This is a genomic window from Jejuibacter sp. L23 (assembly GCF_050815825.1).
GTDB lineage: Bacteria > Pseudomonadota > Gammaproteobacteria > Enterobacterales > Enterobacteriaceae > Jejubacter > Jejubacter calystegiae.
The window spans coordinates 3,245,466-3,270,181 of record NZ_CP138199.1; the positions used below are offsets into that span (position 1 = coordinate 3,245,466).

At 57.5% G+C, this 24,716-nt stretch carries 22 protein-coding genes; 9 read left to right on the forward strand and 13 right to left on the reverse strand.

Annotation, left to right across the window (positions count from 1 at the left end; all coding sequences use genetic code 11):
- Positions 1–185 precede the first annotated feature (185 nt).
- Positions 186–1,712 carry a nitric oxide reductase transcriptional regulator NorR gene (gene norR / locus SCU88_RS15475; RefSeq protein ID WP_175341646.1) on the forward strand — a complete coding sequence of 509 codons (1,527 nt, stop codon included), beginning with the start codon at positions 186–188 and terminating at the stop codon, positions 1,710–1,712.
- A gap of 99 nt (positions 1,713–1,811) precedes the next feature.
- On the forward strand, positions 1,812–2,234 hold the full coding sequence (gene uspC, locus SCU88_RS15480) for a universal stress protein UspC (RefSeq protein ID WP_138098032.1): 423 nt from the start codon (positions 1,812–1,814) through the stop codon (positions 2,232–2,234).
- Here the strand turns inward: uspC and otsA are convergent.
- The 10 genes from otsA to SCU88_RS15530 form a co-directional block, all read right to left on the reverse strand.
- Complete coding sequence (gene otsA / locus SCU88_RS15485; RefSeq protein WP_138098033.1) at positions 2,231–3,661, reverse strand: alpha,alpha-trehalose-phosphate synthase; 1,431 nt, start codon at positions 3,659–3,661, stop codon at positions 2,231–2,233. The genes uspC and otsA overlap by 4 nt on opposite strands.
- On the reverse strand, positions 3,636–4,442 hold the full coding sequence (otsB, locus tag SCU88_RS15490; RefSeq protein WP_175341647.1) for a trehalose-phosphatase: 807 nt from the start codon (positions 4,440–4,442) through the stop codon (positions 3,636–3,638). The genes otsA and otsB overlap by 26 nt, the downstream gene beginning before the upstream one ends.
- A gap of 274 nt (positions 4,443–4,716) precedes the next feature.
- Positions 4,717–5,799 carry an alcohol dehydrogenase catalytic domain-containing protein gene (locus SCU88_RS15495; RefSeq protein WP_138098035.1) on the reverse strand — a complete coding sequence of 361 codons (1,083 nt, stop codon included), beginning with the start codon at positions 5,797–5,799 and terminating at the stop codon, positions 4,717–4,719.
- Between the two features lie 71 nt (positions 5,800–5,870).
- Entirely contained in the window at positions 5,871–6,857 is a 987-nt protein-coding gene (locus SCU88_RS15500; RefSeq protein ID WP_175341648.1) for an ABC transporter permease, read from the reverse strand.
- Positions 6,854–8,344 carry an ATP-binding cassette domain-containing protein gene (locus SCU88_RS15505; RefSeq protein ID WP_175341649.1) on the reverse strand — a complete coding sequence of 497 codons (1,491 nt, stop codon included), beginning with the start codon at positions 8,342–8,344 and terminating at the stop codon, positions 6,854–6,856. The genes SCU88_RS15500 and SCU88_RS15505 overlap by 4 nt, the downstream gene beginning before the upstream one ends.
- An 18-nt stretch (positions 8,345–8,362) precedes the next feature.
- Complete coding sequence (locus tag SCU88_RS15510; protein ID WP_175341650.1) at positions 8,363–9,280, reverse strand: substrate-binding domain-containing protein; 918 nt, start codon at positions 9,278–9,280, stop codon at positions 8,363–8,365.
- Between the two features lie 277 nt (positions 9,281–9,557).
- A complete protein-coding gene (locus SCU88_RS15515; RefSeq protein ID WP_138098039.1) occupies positions 9,558–10,547 on the reverse strand; it encodes a LacI family DNA-binding transcriptional regulator in 990 nt (329 codons plus the stop codon).
- An 88-nt stretch (positions 10,548–10,635) separates the two neighbouring features.
- A complete protein-coding gene (gene araH, locus SCU88_RS15520; protein WP_138098040.1) occupies positions 10,636–11,616 on the reverse strand; it encodes an L-arabinose ABC transporter permease AraH in 981 nt (326 codons plus the stop codon).
- Between the two features lie 13 nt (positions 11,617–11,629).
- Positions 11,630–13,141, reverse strand: coding sequence for an L-arabinose ABC transporter ATP-binding protein AraG (gene araG / locus SCU88_RS15525; RefSeq protein WP_138099279.1), 1,512 nt, complete (start codon positions 13,139–13,141; stop codon positions 11,630–11,632).
- Positions 13,142–13,157: 16 nt separating this feature from the next.
- Positions 13,158–14,150, reverse strand: coding sequence for a substrate-binding domain-containing protein (locus SCU88_RS15530; RefSeq protein WP_175341651.1), 993 nt, complete (start codon positions 14,148–14,150; stop codon positions 13,158–13,160).
- Between the two features lie 1,190 nt (positions 14,151–15,340).
- On the opposite strand from SCU88_RS15530, the gene SCU88_RS15535 reads away from it, so the two are divergent.
- A complete protein-coding gene (locus tag SCU88_RS15535) occupies positions 15,341–15,574 on the forward strand; it encodes a SymE family type I addiction module toxin (protein ID WP_175341652.1) in 234 nt (77 codons plus the stop codon).
- Positions 15,575–15,655: 81 nt separating this feature from the next.
- Here the strand turns inward: SCU88_RS15535 and SCU88_RS15540 are convergent, their stop codons facing one another.
- Genes SCU88_RS15540 through SCU88_RS15550 form a run of 3 tightly spaced genes read right to left on the reverse strand, consistent with a single transcriptional unit; the run spans position 15,656 to position 19,965 of the window.
- Entirely contained in the window at positions 15,656–16,846 is a 1,191-nt protein-coding gene (locus SCU88_RS15540; RefSeq protein WP_175341653.1) for a glycoside hydrolase family 88 protein, read from the reverse strand.
- 9 nt (positions 16,847–16,855) lie between these two features.
- Positions 16,856–18,130 (reverse strand): oligosaccharide MFS transporter, encoded by a 1,275-nt coding sequence (locus tag SCU88_RS15545; RefSeq protein ID WP_175341654.1) that lies wholly within the window; start codon positions 18,128–18,130, stop codon positions 16,856–16,858.
- The gene (locus tag SCU88_RS15550; protein WP_175341655.1) at positions 18,127–19,965 is read right to left on the reverse strand and encodes a DUF2264 domain-containing protein; all 1,839 of its coding nucleotides are present in this window, start codon (positions 19,963–19,965) and stop codon (positions 18,127–18,129) included. The genes SCU88_RS15545 and SCU88_RS15550 overlap by 4 nt, the downstream gene beginning before the upstream one ends.
- A 228-nt stretch (positions 19,966–20,193) precedes the next feature.
- Here SCU88_RS15550 and SCU88_RS15555 point away from each other — a divergent pair, with 228 nt between their 5' ends.
- The 6 genes from SCU88_RS15555 to SCU88_RS15580 all read left to right on the forward strand — a co-directional run bounded on the left by SCU88_RS15555 (position 20,194) and on the right by SCU88_RS15580 (position 24,714).
- Positions 20,194–21,036 (forward strand): helix-turn-helix domain-containing protein, encoded by an 843-nt coding sequence (locus tag SCU88_RS15555; RefSeq protein ID WP_138098044.1) that lies wholly within the window; start codon positions 20,194–20,196, stop codon positions 21,034–21,036.
- A 415-nt stretch (positions 21,037–21,451) separates the two neighbouring features.
- Positions 21,452–21,925 (forward strand): ferritin-like domain-containing protein, encoded by a 474-nt coding sequence (locus tag SCU88_RS15560; RefSeq protein ID WP_168198837.1) that lies wholly within the window; start codon positions 21,452–21,454, stop codon positions 21,923–21,925.
- Between the two features lie 206 nt (positions 21,926–22,131).
- On the forward strand, positions 22,132–22,725 hold the full coding sequence (locus SCU88_RS15565) for a TetR family transcriptional regulator (RefSeq protein ID WP_175341656.1): 594 nt from the start codon (positions 22,132–22,134) through the stop codon (positions 22,723–22,725).
- A gap of 12 nt (positions 22,726–22,737) precedes the next feature.
- Complete coding sequence (locus SCU88_RS15570; protein WP_175341657.1) at positions 22,738–23,529, forward strand: winged helix-turn-helix domain-containing protein; 792 nt, start codon at positions 22,738–22,740, stop codon at positions 23,527–23,529.
- Positions 23,529–24,047, forward strand: coding sequence for a FidL-like protein (locus SCU88_RS15575; protein ID WP_138098047.1), 519 nt, complete (start codon positions 23,529–23,531; stop codon positions 24,045–24,047). Before SCU88_RS15570 ends, SCU88_RS15575 begins: the two co-directional genes overlap by 1 nt.
- Positions 24,048–24,435: 388 nt before the next feature.
- Positions 24,436–24,714 (forward strand): BMC domain-containing protein, encoded by a 279-nt coding sequence (locus SCU88_RS15580; protein ID WP_001540796.1) that lies wholly within the window; start codon positions 24,436–24,438, stop codon positions 24,712–24,714.
- Positions 24,715–24,716 lie beyond the last annotated feature (2 nt).

Sequence of the window (24,716 nt, forward strand, 5' to 3'; positions counted from 1 at the left end):
CGATCAATGATGTACTGACAAATAAGTGTGTTGTCTGTCATATATCAGGATCCGTGCCAACTTTTTAATTTATTGATTTATGAAGATAATTTATTTTTAGACAATTTTTTGATTGTCATAGTGACTATACCTATAATTGTCATATTGACATCCAATACAGTCATAATGACGACAAGGGACAACCGATGAGCCTCTCCGTTAATCTACTGGCGAAAATCGCTATTGAGCTCCAGAACGGCATCAGTCAGGAAAACCGCTTCCAGCGGCTGATTAGCACCCTGCGTGAAGTACTGGACTGCGACGCCTGCGCCCTGCTGCGCTACGAGCAGCAACAGTTCCGGCCACTGGCCATCGACGGCCTCTCTCCCGACGTATTGGGGAGACGCTTTGCCCTGGAAGCACATCCACGCCTGGAGGCTATCGCCCGCGCCGGGGATGTGGTGCGCTTCCCGGCGGATAGCACACTGCCCGATCCTTACGACGGACTGATCCCGGACCAGGAGGTACTGAAAGTGCACGCCTGCGTGGGGTTGCCGCTGTTCGCCAGCCAGACGCTGATCGGCGCCCTGACCATGGACGGCATGAACCCGACCCAGTTCGACACCTTTAGCGATGAGGAGCTGCGGCTTATCGCCGTACTGGCAGCCGGCGCCCTGAATAACGCCCTGTTGATTGAACAGCTGGAAAACCACGATGTTCTGCCCGTGCCCCATCAGGGAAGCAAAGCCCCGGATAGCGAGATGATCGGCCTGTCACCGGGCATGATGCAGCTTAAGAAAGAGATTGAGATTGTCGCCCCTTCCGATCTCAACGTACTGATTAGCGGCGAAACCGGTACCGGGAAGGAACTGGTGGCCCGCGCCATCCACCGGGCTTCGACGCGTGCGGAAAAGCCGCTGGTCTATCTGAACTGCGCCGCGCTGCCGGAAAGCGTGGCGGAAAGCGAACTGTTCGGCCACGTGAAAGGCGCCTTCACCGGCGCTATCAGCAATCGCAGCGGTAAATTCGAAATGGCCCACGAGGGCACGCTGTTTCTGGATGAGATCGGCGAGCTTTCTTTACCATTGCAGGCCAAACTGCTGCGGGTGCTGCAGTACGGCGATATCCAGCGGGTGGGAGACGATCGCAGCCTGCGGGTCGATGTACGGGTACTGGCCGCCACCAATCGCGACCTTAAGCAGGAGGTGTTGGACGGCAACTTCCGCTCCGATCTGTTCCACCGCCTGAGTGTATTCCCGGTGTCGGTCCCGGCGCTGCGCGAGCGCGGCGACGATATCGCCCTGCTGGCTGGTTTTTTCTGCGAGCAGAGCCGCCAGCGTCTGGGTCTGACCCAGGTAGTGCTGAGCCAGGGAGCGCTTCAGCGCCTGCTGCACTACGGCTGGCCTGGCAATATCCGCGAACTGGAACATGCGATTTATCGCGCCATCGTACTGGCCAGAGCCACCGGCTCCGGCAGCGAGGTGGTGCTGGAGCCCGGCCATTTCGCGCTTAACGACCCGTCTCATTCCCCGACTTCTCTGGCACCGGTTGTCAGCATCCCAGAGCCTGCGCCCCTGGGGCTGTCGCTGCGCGATGCCACCGACGACTTCCAGCGTCGCGCCGTGCGCCAGGCCCTGACGCACAGCCACGGCAACTGGGCAGCCGCAGCCAGAGAGCTCGATGTCAATGTCGCCAACCTGCACCGGTTAGCTAAGCGGCTGGGGATTAAATAACGGTGAACATTTTATGCCAGATAGCCCGTTCCCCCTGTTATTCCGCCGAAAATAGACCAGACTTTAAGGAGTGAAGCGAAGCGTAAGGCAGGAGGCATTATGAGCTGGCGTCATCTTCTGGTCGCCGTGGCGGCGACCCCGGAAAGCGATCGACTGGTGGAAAAAGCGGTCGAACTGGCGCGCCCGTCGGGGGCGCAGATTACGCTGTTAACGGTCACGGCGGATCCGGAACTCTATAATCAGATGGCGGCGCCAATGCTCGGTAGCCTGCGGGAACTGCTGCGCGAAGAGAGCCAGATGTTTCTGGATGGATTATGCCAACGAGCGGGGTATCCCATTGCGAAGACGCTTATCGCCAGCGGCGAACTCAGCGAATATCTGCGCCATCTGTGTCAGCACAGCGATATCGATCTTATTATCTACGGCAACCATAATCAGAATCTCTTCGGCAAGGCGCTCTGTTCGGCCCGTTCGGTGGTGGCGACCAGCTGCGTGGATGTGCTGCTGGTCGCGCTGAACTAGCGTTTAACCCCCGCCATCGCCGTGATGGCGTCCGGTCGCCGTATCCGTAGCTGACTACGGGGAATGACCGCCTTTAGGTCCCGCACAAAACTACGCTGCCAGTGGTTGATATCATTAGACTTCACCACTTCCAGCATCTCACCGTGGCGCGCCAGGCGTTCGGCCAGCGGCATGGTCAGCGCCCGGTGCATCGCGCTGGCGACATCGTCCCTGTCGTAAGGATTGACGATTAGCGCCGAGGTTAACTCCTGAGCGGCACCGGCAAACTCAGAGAGCACCAGCACCCCGGGGTTTTCCGGATCCTGCGCCGCGACGTACTCCTTAGCCACCAGGTTCATACCGTCGCGCAGCGGCGTCACCAGCCCCACATCGGCGTGGCGGAACACCTTCATCAACAGACGTCGTTCAAAGTGCTGGTTCAGGTAATAGAGCGGCGTCCAGCCCAGTTGTCCGTACTTGCCGTTAATCCGCCCAGCCTCGGTCTCCAGTTGGTGACGAATATCCTGATAGGCCTGAACATCGCCGCGCGAGGTGGGCGCTATCTGGGTATAGCGGATATTGCCCCGGTGCTGCGGGTAGTTTTCCAGCAGCGCCTCAAAGGCCTGGAAGCGTTCCGGCAACCCTTTGGAGTAGTCCAGACGCTCTACCGAAAAGATATTGCGGATGTTACCCAGCTCCTGCTTAAGCTCCACCAGCCTGGGCGGCAGCGGCTCCGCCGCCTGTTCGGCGATCTCATCCGGTTCAATGCCGATGGGATAAACCGCAGTACGGAACGAGCGGCCCCAGGCGCTGTGCTGATGCGAGCCAACATGAGTCAGCCGGGTCTGGCTGGCGACGCTTTCAAGGAACGCCAGCCGGTCCCCTTCGGTCTGAAAGCCCAGCAGATCGTAATCACACATACGCTGTAGCAGTTCGGTATGGGGCGGCAGCGCGTTAAAGATCTCCGGCGTCGGGAAAGGTATATGCAAGAAGAAGCCGATGCGATTGTCCACGCCGCGCTGGCGCAGTTCGCTGGCGAAAGGCAGCAGATGGTAGTCATGCACCCACAGGGTATCGTCGGGCTCCACCAGCGGACGCAGCTTTTCCGCCAGGATGCCGTTAACCTCCAGGTAGCCCTGCCAGGCCTCACGCTGAAACTTGACCAGATCGAGCCGGTAGTGGAATGCGGGCCACAGTACTGCATTGGAAAACTGACAGTAATACTGTTCGTAATGCTGCTCGCTCAGATGAAACGAGGCCCAGGTAATATTACCGCTGGTCTCCTGCTGTAGCGGCGCTTCTTCATCGCCGGTTTCACCACTCCAGCCAAACCAGAGACCTCCCGATGATTTCAACGCACCGAGAATGCCTACAGCCAGCCCGCCAGCGCTGCACTTTCTGTCATCCGGCGTTGCGATACGGTTAGAGACTACGACTAAACGACTCATGACCTGACCTCCTCATGGTGAAATTATCGTTTTGCTGCCCGTTCTGGCTGACAACCTGCGCCAGCCAGCGATGCACCTCGCCCACGCCGGACAGACGAAGCTGCGCCCGGGTTTCTCCCTCCCCGACTTTAATACTTATCCCATGCAGCCGGTTGACGACATCGAACCCGCTTTCATCGGTTAAATCATCGCCAACAAACAGCGGTCTGCGGCCGTTAAACGGCGATTCGCTCATAAAGTCCTCGATAGCCGCGCCTTTATTGACCGCCTGCGCCTTAATCTCTACCACACACTTGCCGGGCTGAAGCACCAGCGCCGGATGCTGAGCCACTACCCCCTGAGCCAGCGCCATCACGGCTGCGGCATGCTGAGGCGCCTGGCGATAGTGCAGCGCAAAAGCCGCGCCTTTGTTTTCAAGCCAGGTATCCTCAAGGGGGGAAAGCCCGTGGGTCAGGCTTTCCTGTAGTCTCGCGACCAGTGCGGGTGCGAGTTCGAAACGGTGGGTCTTACCATGGATATCACGGCGTTCTGCGCCATGCACGCCCGCCAGCGGTAAACGCAGCGGAGCAGCCAGCTCATCCAGCTCGACTATGGAGCGCCCTGAAATCAATGCCACAGCCCCCTGTGTCAATTCTGCCAACTGCCCCAACAGCTGGCGAACTGGCTCCGGAATAAAGACCTGCTCCGGGCGCGGCTGAATCTCTGCCAGGGTACCGTCTAAATCGAAGAAAAAGCCGAAATGGCCAGGAATGAGGGGCGGTACAGATGAATCGTCAGTCACCTTCTGTCTCCTCCTTATGTGATATGGATGATAAGCCAGGCGTTACCTTTGATTATCATTCAACCATGTAAGTATAGACAGCATGGCAAAGCTCGCCATAATTGATTATAGCCTCAGGGCGCGGTGTGTCTGACGTTACGCTTTCAAATAAAAGAAAATCCCCGCCGGGAAGGGCCAGGGATTGATAACTTTTCGCTATGGTTCAGTCCCTGCGTCGCGCAGGGCTGCCGGGCGCGGCGTCACGTCCGGCCCCATATTCCATCATTGACTCCGTTTAAGGCACCAGCAGTACTTTGATGGATTCGCCGCTGGCCGCCATGGCAAATCCCTGCTCCCACTGTTCCAGCGGCAGGGTATGGGTGACCACCCCTTCGGCCGTAAACAGCTTGCGGGCAAAAAAGTTGATCACCGTTTCATAGCAGTGGGGACCAAGGTGCGAACCGCGCACTTCCAGCTCTTTACGATCCCCGATGATCGACCAGTCCACCGTGGTCTCTTCGCCAAAAACGCTGAATTCCACATAGCGCCCGAGCTTGCGGATCATCTGCAGCCCCTGCTTTACCCCTGCCGGGTTACCGGTCGCTTCGATATACACATCGCAGCCGTAGCCGTCGGTCAGCTGTTTCACTTTACTGATGGCATCCTCTTCCAGCGGGTTAATCACCAGATCGGCCCCCAGCTTACGCGCCAGCTCCAGCCGTGCCGGTACCGTATCCAGTACGATAAACAGTTTAGGGTTTTTCAGGCGCGTTGCCTGAATCATCCCCAGCCCCAGCGGCCCGGCACCGGCCAGCACCACCACATCATTAAATTCGATGGTGGCGCGGTTTACCGCATGCACCGCGCAGGCGAAAGGTTCGATCAGCGCGCACTCCTCGTGGGTCAGGCTGTCGGGGATACGGTGCACCCGGCTGTTAGGCTTAAAGATCATATAATCCGCCATACCGCCATCGGCGTCTTCGCGCTGGAAGCCGTAGATGTCGTGCTTTTCGCACATCCAGTATTTGCCATCCTGACAGAAGCGGCACTTGTTGCAGGGCACGATCTGCTCGGCGATCACCCGCTCCCCCACCTTGACGTTAAAGTGTTCCAGCGCTCCGGGACCGTAACCCACCACGGTGCCATAGAATTCATGTCCCACCACCACCGGCGTTTTGACCCAGGCGGGCTGGCTGTCGCTGCCCCAGTACATGGGCGCGCCGTGGTGGCAGTGCACATCGGACGCGCAGATGCCGCAGGCGCCCACCTTAACCAACAGTTCGTTGGAACCCGGCTCCGGCAGCGGCGCCCGCTCCAGGCGATAATCTTTCGGGCCATGATTCACCAGACGTTTAATCTCTTTGGGTAAGTTTTGCATGGTTGCTCTCTCCGGGAATGTTAACGTTAACATTTATCGATAAAAAGTAGGGGCGCGCACGCCCCGGTTATTTAGCGTCGCTTCATCGAGCTCATCCAGATAGCGGCAAGGATGATGGCACCTTTAATCACATTCTGAACGTAGGGGGAGACTCCCATCAGATTGAGGCCGTTATTGAGTACCCCCAGCATCATCGCCCCGACCAGGGTGCCGATAATCGCTCCCCTGCCCCCGGCGATGGCGGCGCCGCCCAGAACCACGGCGGCGATGGCGTCCAGTTCGAAACCTTCACCGGCATTGGGTTGTCCGCTCATAAGGCGCGAACTGAGCACCAGTCCGGCCAGCGCCGCAGTAAAACCGCTAATCACGTAAACCAGCAGCCGCACTCGCGGTACCCGAATACCGCTCAGGCGCGCCGCTTCGACGTTACCGCCCACCGAATAGAGATGGCGACCAAAGGGCATATGGTTAAGGACTAACCAGGCCAGCAGATAGACCAGCAGCATCACCAGAATCGGTACCTGGATCCCAAACAGCGTGCCGCGCCCCAGCCAGGAGAAGGCGTCCGGCAGACCAGAAATCGGGTAGCCGCCGGTGTAGATCAGCCCCAGGCCGCGGGCGATGCCCATGGTCGCCAGGGTGACGATAATCGGCGGCATCCGCAGCCAGGCGATACAGCTGCCGTTAATGGCGCCAAAAGCGGCGCCCACCGCCAGACCGGCCAGCATCGCCAGCGGCACCGGCACGCCAGCCACCATCAGCCCGGCGGCAACGGTGCCGGAAAGCGCCATCACCGGCCCCACCGACAGATCGATACCGCCGCTCAGAATGGCGCAGGTCATCCCCACGGCGATAATGGCGTTGATCGACACCTGGCGCGCCACGTTGGTCAGGTTATTGGCGGTCAGAAAGTTATCGTTAATAAAGATCATCAGCACAAACAGCACAATAAAGCCGATGAACGGCAGAAATGCCGGATGATGAAGGCAGCGGTCCAGCCGACTGCGCGTCGCAGGCCGCGTTCCCTGAACGCCCTGAGACTGTGGAAGCGTACTCATGATGCATTCCCCGTAGCCTGTAACATAATGGTGCCGGCATCGATCTCCGGCCCGCTCAGCTCTGCGGCGACTTCACCGCCGCGAAATACCAGTACCCGATCGCATACCCCAATCACCTCCGGCAGTTCCGATGAGATCATGATGATGGCGATCCCCTTGCGGGTAAGCTGACGCATCAGCTGGTAGATTTCAGCCTTGGCCCCCACGTCGATTCCGCGGGTCGGCTCATCGAAAATCAGCACCCGACAGTCGTGATTCAGCCAGCGGGCGATCACCACCTTCTGCTGATTGCCGCCGCTCAGGGTATTCACTTCGGTATCGGCATCCGGCGTGCGCACCCCGACCCGCTCAATCAGTTTTGCCACCTGCGAGCGGTCCTCTGCGCCGTGTACAAACCAGCGCAGCCAGCGGGCGTTTTTGTTCAGGGTGATATTGCGCGCCACGCTGAATGACAGCACCAGTCCGCCGGTTTTACGGCTTTCCGGCAGCAGACCTATGCCCTGGGCCAGCGCGTCAGCCGGGCTGCGCAGCCGAATCTCCCGGCCGTTAAGCCGCACCGTTTTACGCCAGCAGGGGCGCGCGCCAATGAGTGCTTCGACAGTTTCTGTGCGCCCGGAGCCCACCAGACCGGCAAAGCCGAGAATTTCGCCAGGATGTAGCTGAAATTCGATGGGCCGGGCTCCGCGACCGGGCTGGAGCGAGGCTTCCAGCAGCGTGGTCGCGGTATCTACCGGATGATCCTTCGGCGGAAAGGTCTGCTCCACGCGCCGCCCGACCATCATCTCCACCAGCCGGGCGCTGTCAGTCTCCGGAGTGGTCACCGTGCCGATATAACCGCCGTCCCGCAGTACCGTGACCGCGTCACAAACGCTGAAAATCTCCTCCAGATGGTGGGAAATAAACACCATTCCCACTCCCATCAGTTGCAGATCGCGCATCACGCTAAACAGGTGTTCCGCCTCGCCGGGGGTCAGTGTGGCGGTGGGTTCGTCCAGCACCAGAATACGCGCCTCCAGCGCCAGCGCCTTGGCGATTTCGACGAACTGCTGCTGGGCTACGCTCAGACTTTCGACCGGCACGCCGGGATCGATAGCGATACCCAACCTCTTAAAGATGGCGGCGGTACGGGTTCGCATCGCCCGCCGGTCCAGAAGCCCCAGTGGGGTGCGCAGTTCGCGATTCAGGAAGATATTCTCCACCGCGTTCAGCTCGGGAATCAGCGAAAACTCCTGAAAGATAATGCCGACCCCGGCATCGATGGCATCGCGGTAGCTGCGAAAGCGCTGGACCCGGCCATCGATGCGGATCTCGCCGCCGTCGGGCTGGTAGATGCCGCACAGCACCTTCATCAGGGTTGATTTCCCGGCGCCGTTCTCTCCCAGCAGGGCGTGGATCTCCCCTGCTTTCAGGGTGAAGTGAATATCATCCAGCGCCCGCACTCCGGGGAAGGATTTATGGATGCCGGTCAGTTGCAGTAACGGTTCCATCAGCACTCTCCCGCCGCTTTACCAGCTAAAATCTTTGCCGTTATCTTTGGTGATTAATTTCACGTCCAGCGGCACGGTTTTCGGTACCTGGCTGCCCCAGTGCTTCGCCAGCGCCACGCCGATACCCAGCCGCACCATATCGCGCGGGTACTGCGCCGACGTGGCGATAAACGGCGAGTTGGGTTTCATAATCTCCTTGATGGCTTCCGGATGACCGTCCACGCTCACCAGTTTGATGCTGGCGCCGTTAGCCTGGATGGCAGACAGCGCGCCAAGGGCGCCGACGTCGTTGACGCTGAACAGACCGGCGAGATCCGGATTGCCCTGCAGCATGTTTTCAGTCACGGTCATCGCGGTGTCGCGTTCCTGACGCCCGTTCTGTTTGGTCACGATCTCAATATCGGGATACTTCTTCATCGCCGCTTCAAAACCTTTTACCCGCTCAAGAATCGGCACTACCGGAATCCCGTCGAGAATGGCGACTTTGCCCTTACCGCCCAGCGCTTTAGCCAGATATTCCCCGGATTTAAAGCCTGCATCGTAGTTTTTGGAACCGACAAAGGCGTCGATGGGCCCCTGAGCCTGAGCGTCGATGGCGATCACCACCACTCCAGCCTTCTTCGCTTCATTAACGGCCGATTCCACGCCCACGGAATCTGCGGGGTTGATCAGCAAAATGTCGATTTTCTTTTGCAGCATATCTTCGATGTCGTTGATCTGTTTGGAGACATCGTGGCGGGCATCGGCGGTAATCACCTGGGCGTTAATCTCCCCCGCCGCCTGGTCCAGCGCTTCTTTCATGGTGACAAAGTAGGCGTTGTTCATCTCCTGAAACGACATGCCGATGGTCAGCGGCTTTGCCATGGCTACAGTGGAAAAGCAAAACAGGGCCGCTGCGGCACAAAGCGCGCCGATGCGTTGCATGATGTGAGTCATAGGGTGCTCCCGGTATTGTAGGGTCTATCGTTGTTATGAGAGGCGCACGCCAAAAATGTTAACGTCAACATTTAAAATGAGATCGTTAACAGCACATTGAATGGCTATCTGCCGCTCTGTTATTACTGCCTGTCTGTATATCGATCAAAAGTTAAGCACAGCCGATGATAACGTCAACATCTCGAATGCACGAAAACATGAAACCCTGAAGTGCGTCACAATTTATTAACACGCGCTGTGACGCGCTAAGAGAGAAAGGGAACAATAAGTTGATTTTTCAGACGTTTTTCAGAAAGCCATTAATCATGACCCGGGCCTCGAACGGCTGACGTTCAATAGCGGCAAACATATTTTCGGAAACCAGCTTCGCCCACTGGTTATTGTCGTGCCAGATATGGGGAATCAGTACCCGGTAGTCCTCGGCGCAGGGCACTTCGTCGATCGAGATAAATCCCAGGTCCTGAAAATCCCAGCGCAGCGCCACGTGCACCGCCGCCAGGGTGATCATACCATTCAGCCCGACGATGCAGTCGTAGTGCTCGTTGACCGTGGAAAACCAGGATTGCAGCATCGCTTTGGCGTTTTCGTAGCGGTAGTCGCTGTAGAAGTAGCGGACGTTCACCTCCGGACCCAGACCGCTGCGGATCCCGGCAATGCGGTGCTGGGTAATGTGCGAATGCTCATTGCCGCCCACCACCAGAATATTGCGATACCCCTTGCGATTCACCGCCTCGGCCACCAGCTCGCCGGCACGGCTGTTGTTCAGAAACACCGCCGGGAGCCGACTGTCGAACTGGCGATCCAACTGAATCAGCGGGGTACCCGAATTGAGTACCACGTCGATATGACTGGTGTCGTAGCGCTCGGAATCCTCCACCACCGACAGCACAATCCCCGCCGCCTTGTAGCTGACCAGAGTACTCAGCGCCCGGGCTTCGGTCTGGCGGTTGCCGTTGGTGGTAAAGATCATCACCGAATAGCCGCGGGCATCCGCCAGCCGACACAACGCCTTGATGATATGGGCATAGACCATGTTGAAGGTATCGTCGGTGACCACACCGATAATCCGGCTGCGGCTGGACTTAATGCTGCGGGCAAAAGCGTTGGGCACGTAGTTGAGCTGACGCGCCGCCGCCAGAATGCGCTCCCGGGTTTCCGGGCGCACCTTCTCCGGGGCGGTAAAGGTGCGTGACACGGTAATGTTGGTGACGCCAGCCAGCCTGGCGATATCTTTGATGGTGGCCGCTTTCGGCGCTTTTCCGGTCATTCAGTGACTGCCCGCAGGGGAAAGATTCACCCATAGTAGCAGCTTTTAGCGCCAGTGTTGACGGTAACACTGGCGCCAGATTGAACGATCAGGCCTGACTTCTGAGCTTCTGCTTATAGCGGTCGAAGATCACCGCCAGCAGCAGAATCAGACCGCGCACCACGTACTGCGAAAACGGCGAAATGTTCAGCAGGTTCATGGCGTTTTCCACGGTGCCCAGAATCAGCACCCCGGCGATCACCCAGGAGATCTTGCCCACGCCCCCTTTCAGCGACACCCCGCCCAGCACGCAGGCGGAGATGACAATCAGCTCGAAGCCAATGGAGGTCATCGGCTGGCCGCTGGTCATACGCGAAGCAAGAATAATGCCCGCCGCCGCCGAGACCAGACCAGAAAGCACAAAGATAATGATTCGGGTACGCACCACCGGTACTCCGGAAAGCCGCGCCGCCTCTTCATTACCGCCAATCGCCAGGGTATTACGGCCAAAGGTGGTCTTGTTAAGCAGAAAACCAAAGATGACCATACAGCCTGCGGTCAGCCAGATAGGCGCAGGCAGCCCCAGCCAGTTGGCATAGCCCAGGGTAAAGAAGCGCTCGTCCTCAACGCCCACCGCTTTACCGTCGGAAATGATATAGGCCAGCCCGCGCACGATCTGCATCATGGCAAGGGTGGCGATAAGCGCGTTGATCTTAAGCCAGGCGATCACCAGGCCATTAATCAACCCGCTCACCGCTCCCAGTGCCAGCCCGGCCAGCACCCCAATCCACAGACTTTCGGTCATATTGATGACCACGGCGGTCGTGACCCCGGCACAGGCGATCACCGACGCTACCGACAGATCGAAATCGCCGGAAGCCAGGCAGAACAGCATGCCGCAGGCCACCATCCCGGAAAGAGATACCGCAAGCCCCAGCCCTTTCATATTCACGAAGGTGGCGAAGTTGGGCACAAAGATAGCGCAGGCCAGAAACAGCAGCGCAAAGACCACCAGCATGCCGTACTGTTCCCAGATACGGCCCGGTGAAAATGACGACCCGGAAGCGCCAGATGTGGTTAATAGTGACATCGAATTTCCCCCTTTACGCGGCGCGGCCAGATTTCGGCATCGCCAGAGCCAGCACCTGCTGCTCGTCGGCCTGACCATGTAAACACTCCCCGGTAACCTGCCCTTCGCACATCACCACAATGCGATCGGCCAGCCCCAGCACTTCCGGCAGATCGCTGGAGGCGAACAGCACCGCCACCCCCTGCTCCGCCAGCGCGTAGATGACGTTGTAGATCTCATGCTTCGCTCCAACGTCAATGCCGCGGGTCGGCTCATCCAGCAGGATCACCTTCATACTTTCCGACAGCCAGCGGCCCAGTATCGCTTTCTGCTGGTTGCCGCCTGACAGGTTCATCACCAGTTGATGCGCCCCCGGCGTGCGAATATTGAGCGACTGAATATGATGCCGGGCGTTCTGCGCTTCCCAGCGGTTATCGATAAGGCAGCCCGCGTTGATATGACGCCGACGGGCGCTGATATTGATATTCTCCTGTACCGAGTGCACCGCGATAATGCCGTCGGCCTTGCGGTCTTCCGGGCACAGCATCATGCCAGCGCGAATCGCGGCGCCGGGATCGCGCAGGTTAACCGGCTCGCCATCGATCCAGATTTGTCCTTCCTGGAGGCGGGTGGCGCCAAACAGCCCCTTCATCAGTTCGCTGCGCCCGGCCCCCACCAGCCCGAACAGGCCGACGATTTCACCGCCCCGCACCGACAGACTCACCGGCCCGCGCACGCCGGGTGCCTTGATACCTTCCAGCCGCAGCCGTTCGTCGCCGTGGTCGCGCGGATGCCAGCCGTAGATATCGGCAATCTCGCGCCCCACCATGGCCTGTACCAGTCGGTCGTGATCGACCTCCTGCATATCGGTAAAGGTACGTATATAGCGGCCATCCTTAAACACCGTGATGGCATCGCTCAGGGCGAAGATCTCCTCCATGCGGTGTGAGACGTAAATAATCACCCGCCCTTCGTCACGCAGCTCACGGATAACCCGGAACAGCTGTTCGATCTCCCTGGCCGACAGCGAACTGGTGGGTTCATCGAAGGCGATAATCCGGGCATCTCGCGCCAGCGCCCGGGCTATTTCCACCATTTGCCACTGGCCCAGCGACAGGTATTTCAGCGGGGTACGGGGATCGATATCCATCCCCAGCCGGGTTAACTGGCGTCTGGCCTCATCGTTCAGACGCCGGTTGTTCACCAGCCCCCCGCGCTGGGGCAGTTGCCCCAGGCTGATGTTTTCCGCCACCGTCATTTCCGGCACCAGGTGCAGCTCCTGGTAGATAATGGCGATACCCGCCTCCAGCGCGGCGGCGGGTCGGTCAAAGCGCCGCTCTTCCCCGCCAATGACCAGAGTGCCGCTTTCGGGTTGATAGTTGCCGCTCAGAATCTTGAGCAGCGTCGATTTTCCAGCGCCGTTTTCCCCCATCAGGGCATGGACCTGCCCGGCATGACACTCAAAGCTGATATCGCTCAGGGCGGTCACGCCGGGAAACACTTTGCCGATACCGCGAAACGCGAGGCCGGGTTGTTGCTGTATCATCATTACTCCTCAGCCCTTACTTCGTGGCCGCCAGCCCTTTCTTCGCCAGCTCCTCTTTGAAGTTGTCGCGGGTGATCAGCACCACGTCGGACACCTCGGTAAACTTCGGCGGCTCGGCATCTTTGGTGACCCAGTTGTAGAGCATTTCGCTGGTTTTATAGCCGTGAACGTCCGGGCTGGGCAGCAGCGAACCGTAGAACCCGGTGGGCTTCGACTTCGACAGTTCGCTTACCGCATCCACGCCGTTGATACCAATACCGATCACATCCGCCGCCTTAAAGCCCTGGCCTTCAGTGGCGCGAATGCCCCCCAGCACCGTGCTATCGTTCATGCCGATGACCAGCCAGTGTTTTACCTGAGGATGCTGAACCAGTAGCGAGTTTCCGGCATCCAGCGCGCCGGGAATATCATTGGATTTGGTGGGCACCTGATAGATTTGATCCGCCGGGAAGCCTGCCGCTTTCAGCGCGTCCATGGAGCCGGTAGTGCGGCGGCGCGCGGTATCCAGCTCGTTGGCGGTAATCGCCATGACGCCGGTCTGTTTCACATCCCAGCCGCGTTTTTGCATCTCTTTGTACAGCTCCTGCCCCTGACGCTCACCGATTTTGGTGGCCGCCATCATCACCAGCGGTACGCTTTCCATCGGCTTGCCGCCGGCAGAGACAAACTGGTCATCCACGGCGATCACTTTCATATCGTAACTGCGGGCCCGGGCCATGATGGCGGCGCCCAGCTTGGGATCCGGGGTACAGATCACAAAGCCTTTCGCGCCATTGGCCGCCAGGCTGTCGATGGCATTCAGCGTCTTTTCCCCGTCCGGCACGGCGATCTTAATCACCTCGAAGCCCAGATCCTTGCCTGCTTTGTCGGCAAAACGCCATTCGGTCTGGAACCACGGTTCTTCCGGCTGCTTCACCAGGAAGCCCAGCTTGAGGTTTTCGGCCAGGGCAGACTGTGACATGACGGCGGCCAGGCCAATGGCCGCCAGCACTTTGGTCAATTTACGCATAATGAACTCCATCCAACTTTCAGGTCGTTATTGTTAGTCGGGTTACGGCATAAAAACCCTGATGTTGCGAGATTGTGATGCAGCCATAAGTTGTAGCGGGAAAAGCGTCATTCAGAGGAGAGCAAAATCACAGCGCAGAATTTCAGTGATTGTGTACATAAATTCAGCGATTTCAGGCATAAAGCGAGGGGCTATTTCGTGATCCAGGCGAGGTTTTATTGATCGGGAGGGGGTTCAGGTTCTTCGGCAGTAAACATCGCCCTGATGCTTTGTTTCAGAAGAAAAGCGGCAGAATATGATGATGCGGAGGGCTGTTCCGTTCACTTTTCGTGACTGCTTCTCTGTTGATTCACAGCCGGTGAACGGGCCAGGGGCTCAATCGCCGCTCCCTGGCAACCCGGCTTTCCGGCGGTAAAAAACGCCGCTGGCGCGGTCCCCTCCGCTACTTCCCGTCGGGCTTTTCGGACCGGGCGAGAGTCGCCATCCCTGGCGACCTCGCCCTGTCGCGACTTCCCTGTCGCTCCTCCGGCCCTCCGTGAACGCTCCGGCGTCTTTTAAGCCGGAACATAACACCCGCATCGCTTCAGCCGGATTGCTCAAATGCGACCAGCACACTCTTTTTTTGCCAGTCAGGGCAGAAGGTTACAGCGGTGACACTCCGGCCTGAAAATCGCCGCAGCGTTCACGGCCGCCAGGGTCAGCCCGACAGGGATGTCGGGCTGAGGGCGTGCGGCACAGGGACGTGCCGTCACGCCCGACCCGTCCGGCGGACGGGAAAAGCGGAGGGAACCCGAAGGGCGATTTTTACGCCGGGAGCCTGGGTCACCAGGGCGGCGGCGACTGAGCCGCCCTGGTCCGTTCACTGGCTCCGAAACTGACATATAAAAAATAAACTCAAAGTGAACGGAGCCTTCGCCAGCGTGACATATTCCGCCTGAACACAGCACCACCGCAATAATATTTCCTGTCGATGAAACTACACTGAAAAAACATAGAATTATTGCGAGGCAGATTCAGCAATAAAAGACTCAGTCCACCACTGTGATTTATTACAGGTTAAAATACCAACAGCGATTTTTATTCTTGAGAGGAGAAAAGCAGCAAGACACGCTTAATTATACAGTCGCGACCCACCAGTGCCGGTAACACTGACAGGCCGCTAACCACAACCAGCTAACCAGGAGTTGATTATGGCTGATACCCATCATAAGCCACGCCCCGCTATTTCCAAAACGCAACGCAACCTGACCGTCGGATATACCAGCACGCGTCACGAAAATCGCACCACCGGAATGACAACGTATTACAGCCGCAGCCCCAGTCTGCATCTGAAAGGCCACTGGCTGGGGGAAGCCGGATTTGAAACAGGCTGTCCGGTGAAGGTGACCATTGAGCCGGGCAGAATAATGATTTGCCCGGACTAAAGGCGATATCCGAAATATCAGGACCGGGGGAGAATGACAAACTGCGATGGCGCTCTCCCCCTAAATGGGGAATAAGGAAAATTACCAGTACGAGTACCAGCTCTGCCGCAGACGAATCAGCGCCTCCAGCCAGAAATAGTCCCCCCAACTACAGCATTCATCCACCCCTTTGCCGCTCGACATATGGTAAACCGAATGCTTAAGCAGCCCTTCACAGGCTTCATCGTCCCGGGAAAGATAGTGCCGGGTCAGGGATTCCATCATCCGCAGCGCCATCTCCTCGTAGGCCGGACGCAGCGGATCCAGCGTAGGCAGCGCCTTTACCAGCTCCAGCAGACCGCACACCGCAATGGCCGCCGCGGAACTATCGCGCACGGCGTCGGTGCCGAGCAGCGCCAGGTCCCAGTGGCAGACATCATCTTCCGGCAACCGGTTCAGGAAGTAATGCGCCAGACTACGCGACAGCTCAACGTAGTCGCGCTCGCCGGTGTGGTTCCAGCTCAGCAGGAAACCGTAGATGCCCCAGGCCTGGCCCCGGGACCAGCAGGAGTTGTCGCTGAATCCCTGATGGGTGTTGCCAAAGCGCGGCTCGCCGCTATTCACGTCCATGTAGTACGTGTGATACGTCGAGGCGTCCGGTCGCACCACATAGCGTGCCGCCTGTTGCGCATGGGCTCGCGCCGCCTCCCGATAGCGGGCATCGCCGGTCTGCTGGCTGGCCCAGTAAAGCAGCGGCAGGTTCATGTTGCAGTCGATAATCATCCGCCCCTGCTGTTCGGGATCGCGCAGATCGCCCCAGGCCTGGATTATCTTCGCCACCGGGTTGTAGCGCTCCATCAGCGCATCCGCCGCCTGCAGCGCCGCCTGGCGGGCCGCCTCGTTGCCGGTCAGTTGCCAGGCGCTGACGCAGGAGAGCGAATAGAGGAAGCCCAGATCGTGCGTGGCGGTGTCAATTCGCTGTTCAATACGGCGATAGAACGACGGCAGATAACGCTCCGCCGCAGCGCGGTAGCGCGCTTCACCGGTCAGTTCCCAGGCCAGCCATAATTGCCCGACCCAGAAACTGGTCGTCCACTCCACATTTTCGGTACGCGGCCAGCGCCCGTCCTGGCAGGCTTCGCCGGGAAACTTATCGCCAAAGGCCGCCAGATTGCTATCGAACTGGCGGGTAGCGCGCGCCAGCGCGTCTTCCAGCAAAGTTTTCAGCGCGGGTCTGTCAACCTGATGCAGTTCAACGGGGCGCAGGGGCTCGGTAACGACAGAACGGATCATAACGTCTCCTCATTGGGAAGGTTGGCCGGGAGTAGACACCGCCGCTGGGGGCGCCTGGCGCACGGGCGCGCGCCGCTCTCCGGAAAGCGTAAAGACAGAAACCAGGGTAAACAGCAGCGCACAGGCGCCCATCAGCAGATAGGTGTGCTCGAAGCCAATGCGGTCGTAGAGATAACCCGCCGGCGGCGCCACCACCACCGAGCCGACGTAAATCATCGCCTGATAGCCCAGCAGATACATGGTGGCATTCACTTTTTTGTCGAAATGGGCGGCGATATATTTGAACACCGAGATCAGCAGCAGCGAGATCTCCAGACCGTACAGCGGCTTGATAATGGAGATCACCAGCGGATCTTCGGTCAGACCGCAGGCGATAAGCCTGGCCCCGACCACGCAGCCGCAGATAATCAGCCCGGCTTTGGCGCCATAGCGGTTTACCAGTAGCGGAATAAACATCATCATCACAAATTCGGTGCCGGACTGAACGGTGCTGAGATAGCCGAACCAGGCGTTGCCCTGCTCCCGGGTATCGAAGAACGAGACGAAATAGCGCGGAAACTGCTGTTCGGCCACAAACATCATCCAGGCGACGCCTGCCACGTAAAGGCTGAACATCCAGAACTTGCGGTTACGCAACAGCGCCACCACATCGCCGGGCATAATCTTGTCTTTGGCGATCACATCGTTGTCGCGCAGCAGATCGTCACCCAGCTTGAGACTGACCAGCATCAGTAACATCAACACCGAGGTGGCGCTACTCAGCAGGAAGTTCGCCAGCGGCGTCAGGTTAAACAGCAGGCCGGAAAATGACGCCGCCAGCGCCCAGCCCAGCGAGCCCCACATCCGGATACGCCCGAACTCCAGACCATACAGGCGACTAAAGCGATCGGCGTAGGATTCCGCCGCCGCCACCCCGGCGTACCAGCCCAGGCTGAGCCAGAAGGCGCCGACAAACATGCCGATGGTGGTGTGGTTCAACAGCAGCGGTTGATAGACCCACACAAAGAACGGCGCCATCAGAGCCGAGATAATGCAGACAAAATAGAGCAGCCACTTGCTCATGCCGATTTTGTCCATGATGTAGCCATAAACCGGCTTGAGGATGACGGCGAACAGGCCGTTCACCGCAAACACGCTGCCGATGGTCATGCTGTCCAGCCCTACTTTCTGGCTGAGCCACAGCGCGTAGAGCCCAAAGCTGGATGACCAGGTAAAGAAGTAGAGAAAAATAAAGCTGCTCATTCTGAGCTGGGCGCTGCGGGTCGGTGTTGATGAAGCCGTCATAATGTTCTCCCTGTGGCGACAAGCCGAAATGCGGTTTGCCGCTCGCCGTGACAAATCACAATTTGCTGCCCTTCCCGCTGCAGGCGGGGCGGCTCCTGTTCGGTAACATCGCTATCCCCGGCCCACACCGCACAGCACAGCAGGTGCTCACCGGCTGACAGTTCGCCGCGCAGCACCGGAATGGCGCAGCGCTCCGGCCACATCAGATTGCTGTTGGGCGGCGTCATAACCACTTCACCGCAGCGCGCTGGCGTACCGATATCCAGAATGCCGCTCCGGCTTTCTCCGCTGTGTAGCCAGCAAGCCCCCGGATCCACGCGAGTATTCACCTGCTGGCCGGGCAGGCTAAAGCCGCCCTCCGCGCTTTCCAGCGGCCGATCGCTAAAGAGGTGATGGACCCGCACCTGCCATTCGCCCAGCGCCAGTTGCCAGCTGTCGATCTGCGCCTCTGGCCACGGCCGCCAGCGGCTGTGAATGATGCCGTCCCAGGTTTCGACCCGCTCGCAGTCGCGGCGGCCGCGCCAGTAATCATCCCCTTCGCTAAGCAGCAGCATGGAGTCGACGGCGGCGTGAAGTAGCCCGAAGCGCCCGCGCTCCAGGGTGAAGCCAAAACGGCTGGAGTAGGCAAATTTGCAGTATTTGGCTTCGGTGTTGACGTAGTTATTTAGCTCCAGTTGTCCGGCAGTCGCCATCCACAGATGGCGCCCCTGGCGCACCAGCACCTGATCGGCCTGGGGAATGCTGTGCTGCGCCGCTAAAGGCGGCAGCGGCAACTCTGGCGCCTGCCAGAAGGGGGGTGATTCCTCAAGCGCCAGCACCAGCAGGGTTTTTAGCGCCCAGTAAGGAGAGCCCGGCGCGTTATAATCTTCGGCCATCACCAGGTTTGGGTAGCAGTAGCCCACCGACAGCACGCCATCGCGATCGAAAATCGGCTGGCGCATCCACCAGCGCAGATGGCGCAACACCAGTCCTTTAATCACGCCGGGCGCGAAGGGCTCCAGCCCGGTAAAGGCGCAGGCGCTCCAGAAAGCGCCCTGCGCGAAGCGGTAGGTCAGGCTGCGGCCAAACGGAATGGCAGCGCCCTCTTCATCGAAAAAGTGAATAAAGTCACGGGCGAAACGGGTGGCGCGCTGACGCAGCAGGGCACAGCGTTCAGGGTCGATATCCGCCATCAGTCGGGCGTAGATCAGGCCGTAGAAGTGAAAACCCATGGAAATGTAGTAGTCGCGCGGGCGCCCAGGACCGTCGCTGTACCACCCTTCCCCCAGCCAGTAAGCCTCCATACTGGCGAAATGGCGCTCCACCACGGTCATATCGAAGGGCAACCCGGCTGCGCGAAACCCGACCTGAACCAGAATCGGAAAGAAGTGCCAGTTGTTGTCGGGAATTTCCGCCTGTTCGCTCTGCTTCAACCAGCGCCACAACCGCTGGCGTTCGACTTCGCTAAAGTGGGCCAGCAGCGGCTGCGGCGCGATAGCCAACAGCAGACCAAAGGCGGCCATCTCCACCACCCGCTGGTCATAGGGACCGATATCACCCCAATAGCCGGAATGCCCGGGCGTGACCCCGGCCTTGATGGTGGCGATGTAATCCATCAGTCTGGCGGGCGTCTCGCCCCCTGCCAGCAGCGGCGCCATCCCCCACAGCAGCCGGGAAAACGCCTCGATGCCGCCAATATCGTGCCCGTAATGGGCGCAGCTATTTCCCAGGTCGAGGCGGGCGCGGTCGCTATCAAGCCACGGCTCAGCCGCTGCCAGTAAGCTTCTGGCCAGACAACTCACCTCTTCGCGATTATTTAACGTCAACCCGGCACTATTCATATTTTCAGGATGCACAGATCCCTCCCGTCGTACGCGACAGTCATTAAGATGAATCACTCATGGAATGATGGCCGGCGCCTGCCATCAGGGCTGGGGCAGAGTATCGGCATTTTCGAAAAGGGGGGTGTTACCCGGCTCACAAAAATGAACCATTATTTCAATTTAGTGCAGCGTTTTTATCGTTAAGCGCGATAAATTGCAGAGGGTAGCGGAAAAATTTAATTTTATTGCACTGGCGGCACAATGGAACAGACTCAGCTTCTTGAACATATTCTGCTTAATCAGCGGACTATCTCTTTTAACCGGATGCGCCATTCCAGCGCCCTCTATTATCACTGGCACCAGTGTCTGGAGATTCTGTGGATTTCTAAAGGCTACGGTATTGTGGTGGTGGATAACCAGCACTATACCGCCCGGCCCGGGCGGCTGTTTATCTTCCCGCCGTTCAGGCTACACAAGGTACAGGTGGATACCAGCGCCAGTAACCCCTATCACCGGACCACCATGCATATCGATCAGAGCGAAGTGCTGGGCGCGATGCGCGACTTTCCCCGCCAGCAGCATCAGTTCTCTTTGCTCTCTTCCAGCGAGGCCCCGGCCCAGATTTGCGATCTGAATGAACGCAGCGCCTTTGTGGAGCAGATTCTGGGGGACTTTGGCGCGCTGGAGCGCGAAGGATCGCACCACACCAGCGACGTGGCCTTTCTGGTCATGCAGATGATGACCTTTTTGCCACCGCGCCCGGAGGCCTGGCGGCCGCGCAACCCGACGGTATCGGCGCGCATTATGGCCTGGGTTGAACGGCACTACAGCGAAAAGTTCAGCCTGGACCGTCTGGCGCAAGAGATAGGTCTGTCGCGCAGCTATACTTCGCGCCTGTTTCGCCAGCAGACCGGCGGTAGTTTGCATGAATATCTGCTCAGCCGAAGAATAAAGCGCGCCTGCGAACTGCTGCGCACCACCGCGCTGCCGGTAGAGGCTATTGCCGCAGCGGTGGGCTTCAGCGACGTGACCTGGTTTATTACCAGCTTTAAAAAGATGATGAACAGCACACCGCTGCAATACCGCAAAAATATCACGCCATGAGAAAAAAACTATTCACGAAAAATTGATCCAGTGCAGTTATAACCCTGTCGTCATCCTGATAAAAAACGAAATTCGTCATTTTCCCGTCAGTAAATCTGAAACACTCCCTCCATTAACATTAATTGCGAATCGCGCTACCAATAATTCAAAAATGGACTGGCGCTTCGGCCACCAAAAGATAATAAACCTGTTGCAAACCAGCTATGACGCAGCTTACAGGCCTGTGCCGATTTGCAATTCCGTATTTGCCACATCTTTCATACAGAAATTTACTCAATAAGACTTTTCCTATCAAAAATTAAGCGCTAGTATTCCCACCAGGAAAATGGACCCATGTTCTGGTGACAGAACACCGCTATATCAGTCCTGATGGCCAGCAATGAAACGGTGCAATACGGAAATAAGGATATTAAACATGTCAGTCGCTGGAATTCACCAGAAACTCAACACCCAGATAGAGCGCGAGTTTCACGCCTCTCACCTCTATATGCGGTTAAGCAGCTGGAGCGCAGAACAGAGCCTGAATGGCCTTTCCTGCTTTTTGCGCAGCCAGGCCCAGGAGTGCATCACCCAAATGATGCAGGTCTTCAATTATATGAAACGGGCCGGTGCCAACCCAATTATCGGCACCGTTGCGCCAGAATCGCTACCCTGTGACTCTCTTGAACATCTGTTCGAACAACTCCATGACGAATTCCAGCGCCGTGACGAAACCCTGAACCAACTGAGCCAGGCCTCCTGGGCCGCCCGGGACTTTACCACTCTGGCGTTTATCACCCAGTTAATGGGTCAGCAACAACTGGATAAGGCGCGCCTGGAAAGCCTGCGCCATGAGATTTTCCAGGCCCTGGCGCAGGGTCAGTGCATCCGCCAGGCCGGGCTGAATTAATATCGGCAACCTGTTTACCTTGTGAGTAGTGTTCGCCCGGTGCTCCCGGGCTTTTTTCAGCCCCTGTCCGGGGCTGCTTTTCCCCTTACCCGCTTCCCATCTCCTGCCCAACGAATTGTGAGCTTTCACACAATAACGGATTTCCGGACCTGGCCACGCCCTTTCACATTGATAGCGATCAAGAATAATCATACCGTCTGGTCGGTATGCTTTCGGCCATGAACCGGGAAACTCAACACCGAAAAAAAGATCCTACCCGTCTGTACCGTCGGCTACTGGAAGCGGCGGCGATGATTGCTGGAAGAGATGGCATTGCTGCACTCTCGCTGAACGCCGTAGCGAGTGAAGCCAGCGTCAGCAAGGGGGGATTATTACACCATTTCCCCAATAAGCAGGCGCTGATTTTCGCTCTGTTTCACCGTCTGTTGGCGATAATGGAACAGGCGATCGTGGAGTTAATGGCCGCCGATAACATCGCTTATGGTCGGTTTACGCGCGCCTACTTACGCTATCTTTCCGATCCCAATCTGACCGACACGCATGAAAGTCGCCAGTTGATGGTGCTGTCGCTGGCGATGCCGGATGAACCAGTGCTACGGCAGTGCTGGCGCGACTGGATATTGAATCATCTGGCGCAAGGCGACGAGCTGGACAACAGCCATATCGGCACCCTGGTTCGTTACAGCGCGGACGGCATCTGGCTATCGGAGTTGACCGAAGGGCGCACGATGAGCGTCAGCCATCGACGATCGCTGGTAAATGATCTGACAAAGATGACGCTTCCCACGTTCAGCATTTAGATTGAGGTCGCGATGCGCTATACCATCAATGCCCGGCTCATTTATGACGCGACGGATGGCACGCTAACCCTGGCGAATAGCGACGATCCGGGGAGTCAGCTTTCAATCACCGCCAGCGCGCTACTCTGCTTTTTCCTGAATAATACCAGCATCGTCAGCCGCGATGAGGTACTACAAAAAGTCTGGGATGATAACGGGCTAACCTCATCGAACAGTAATCTCAATCAGTATCTGAGTATGCTGCGCAAAACCTTTCGCCATTACGGCATCGATAACATCATTATCAGCGTATCGCGCGGCCATCTTCAGCTAAACCCGGATGTCCACATCCAGATGCCGGCTCCCGCTCCTGCCCCGGCTCTGGAAATACAGCCGCAACCGACCCCGGCCCCCGAACATGCAATAACAGAGGCTATTGATACGCCGCAAACGCACGGTCTGTGCTGGTATCTTGCAGGCACGGGTATGCTAATCATCGCGCTGCTTCTGGTGCTGCTTAGCATGGTTAGCGGTAGTACATTGCTCCCTGTTGCCCTGACTCCAATACACCACAGCCAGTGCGAGCTGTTAGCCAGTGATGTCATGCTGCATTCCGTTTCCGAAACCACCTACGTCAAAAACTTCGATGCCGTGCTCCAGCGCCTGAATCTGAAGTGTAAGCCAGGCGAACGATTTATCTTCGACTATCTCGATCGGCTGGAAACCAACGGTCTTGGCCGCGTATTTATGGCGCATTGCGCAATGAATGAAAATAACCCGTTCAGTTATTGCAATAACTATTTTTACTATTCGTGGAAGCCGTAATGAGACTTGCTCCTCGTTCGTTTTTCGTTCTCTCTACTGCCGTGTTGATTAGCGCCGCCGGATTCAGCGCCTGGCGACACCTTTCGGTAAAAAATAATGGGATGATGAGTTGCTCAGCCAAAGCCATCATGCGTTTTGAGAATATGGAATATGAAAATGTAAACGGTAATGTCCATTTCAATTTCGGCGAAAACGGCAAAGGTTCGATGGTCGTTGAAGGGTATACTGACTCCGCCTCGGGCTGGCTCTATTTGCAGCGCTACGTAAAATTCACCTGGACCAGCAAACTCATCTCCGGCTCCGAACGCAACTACTACATCAGCAAATGGGAATCCAGCGCCTCTTCCATTGACGAGTCGCCGAATGTCATTTTCGACTACTTTATGCGCGAAATGTCCGACAGTCACGATGGTCTGTTCCTTAACGCTCAGAAACTTAACCCGCAAGCGATTCTACTCAGCTCCATTAACTCACCTCTCTATATCTGCACATTGAAGTCCGGTAGCAAACTCGATTGACCATTTTCCTTTTCGCTCCTTCACGCTGAAATCCCATTCCCCGGTTCTGGCGCAAAATATGATCGACGCCGCATTTATCAATCGGCTAAATAACGCCCTTCCGCCCCCAATTTATCCTTTTTTTAACATTCTCTCCAGGCAGACTCAATAACCTTTCCAGCCACCATCTCATTCACAAATAAAAGACAAAAAACCAGAGCAAACCAATAAAACAATGCCTGAAAAGGCGTAAATACCAAAATTAAAAACTAAAAATAACACATACGCAGGATTTAAATTCAATTCCTTCAGCCACCCCCTATAGTGAATCCTGAACGCCGCTTCCGCGTATTAATGCCGTCACGTGGACGGTTTCCCGAATCAAAAATCTGTTCTGGAGGAGATCACGATGGGTGATGCATTAGGGCTTATCGAAACCAAAGGCCTGGTGGCCTGCATTGAAGCGGCGGACGCAATGTGTAAAGCCGCCAACGTTGAACTGATCGGGTATGAAAACGTCGGTTCCGGTCTGGTTACCGCCATGGTGAAAGGCGATGTCGGCGCAGTGAAAGCGGCGGTGGATTCTGGTGTGGAATCGGCGCAGCGCATCGGCGAAGTGGTGACATCGTTAGTGATTGCGCGTCCGCATAACGACATCAACAAAATCGTCATAAAACACAAGGCCTGAGG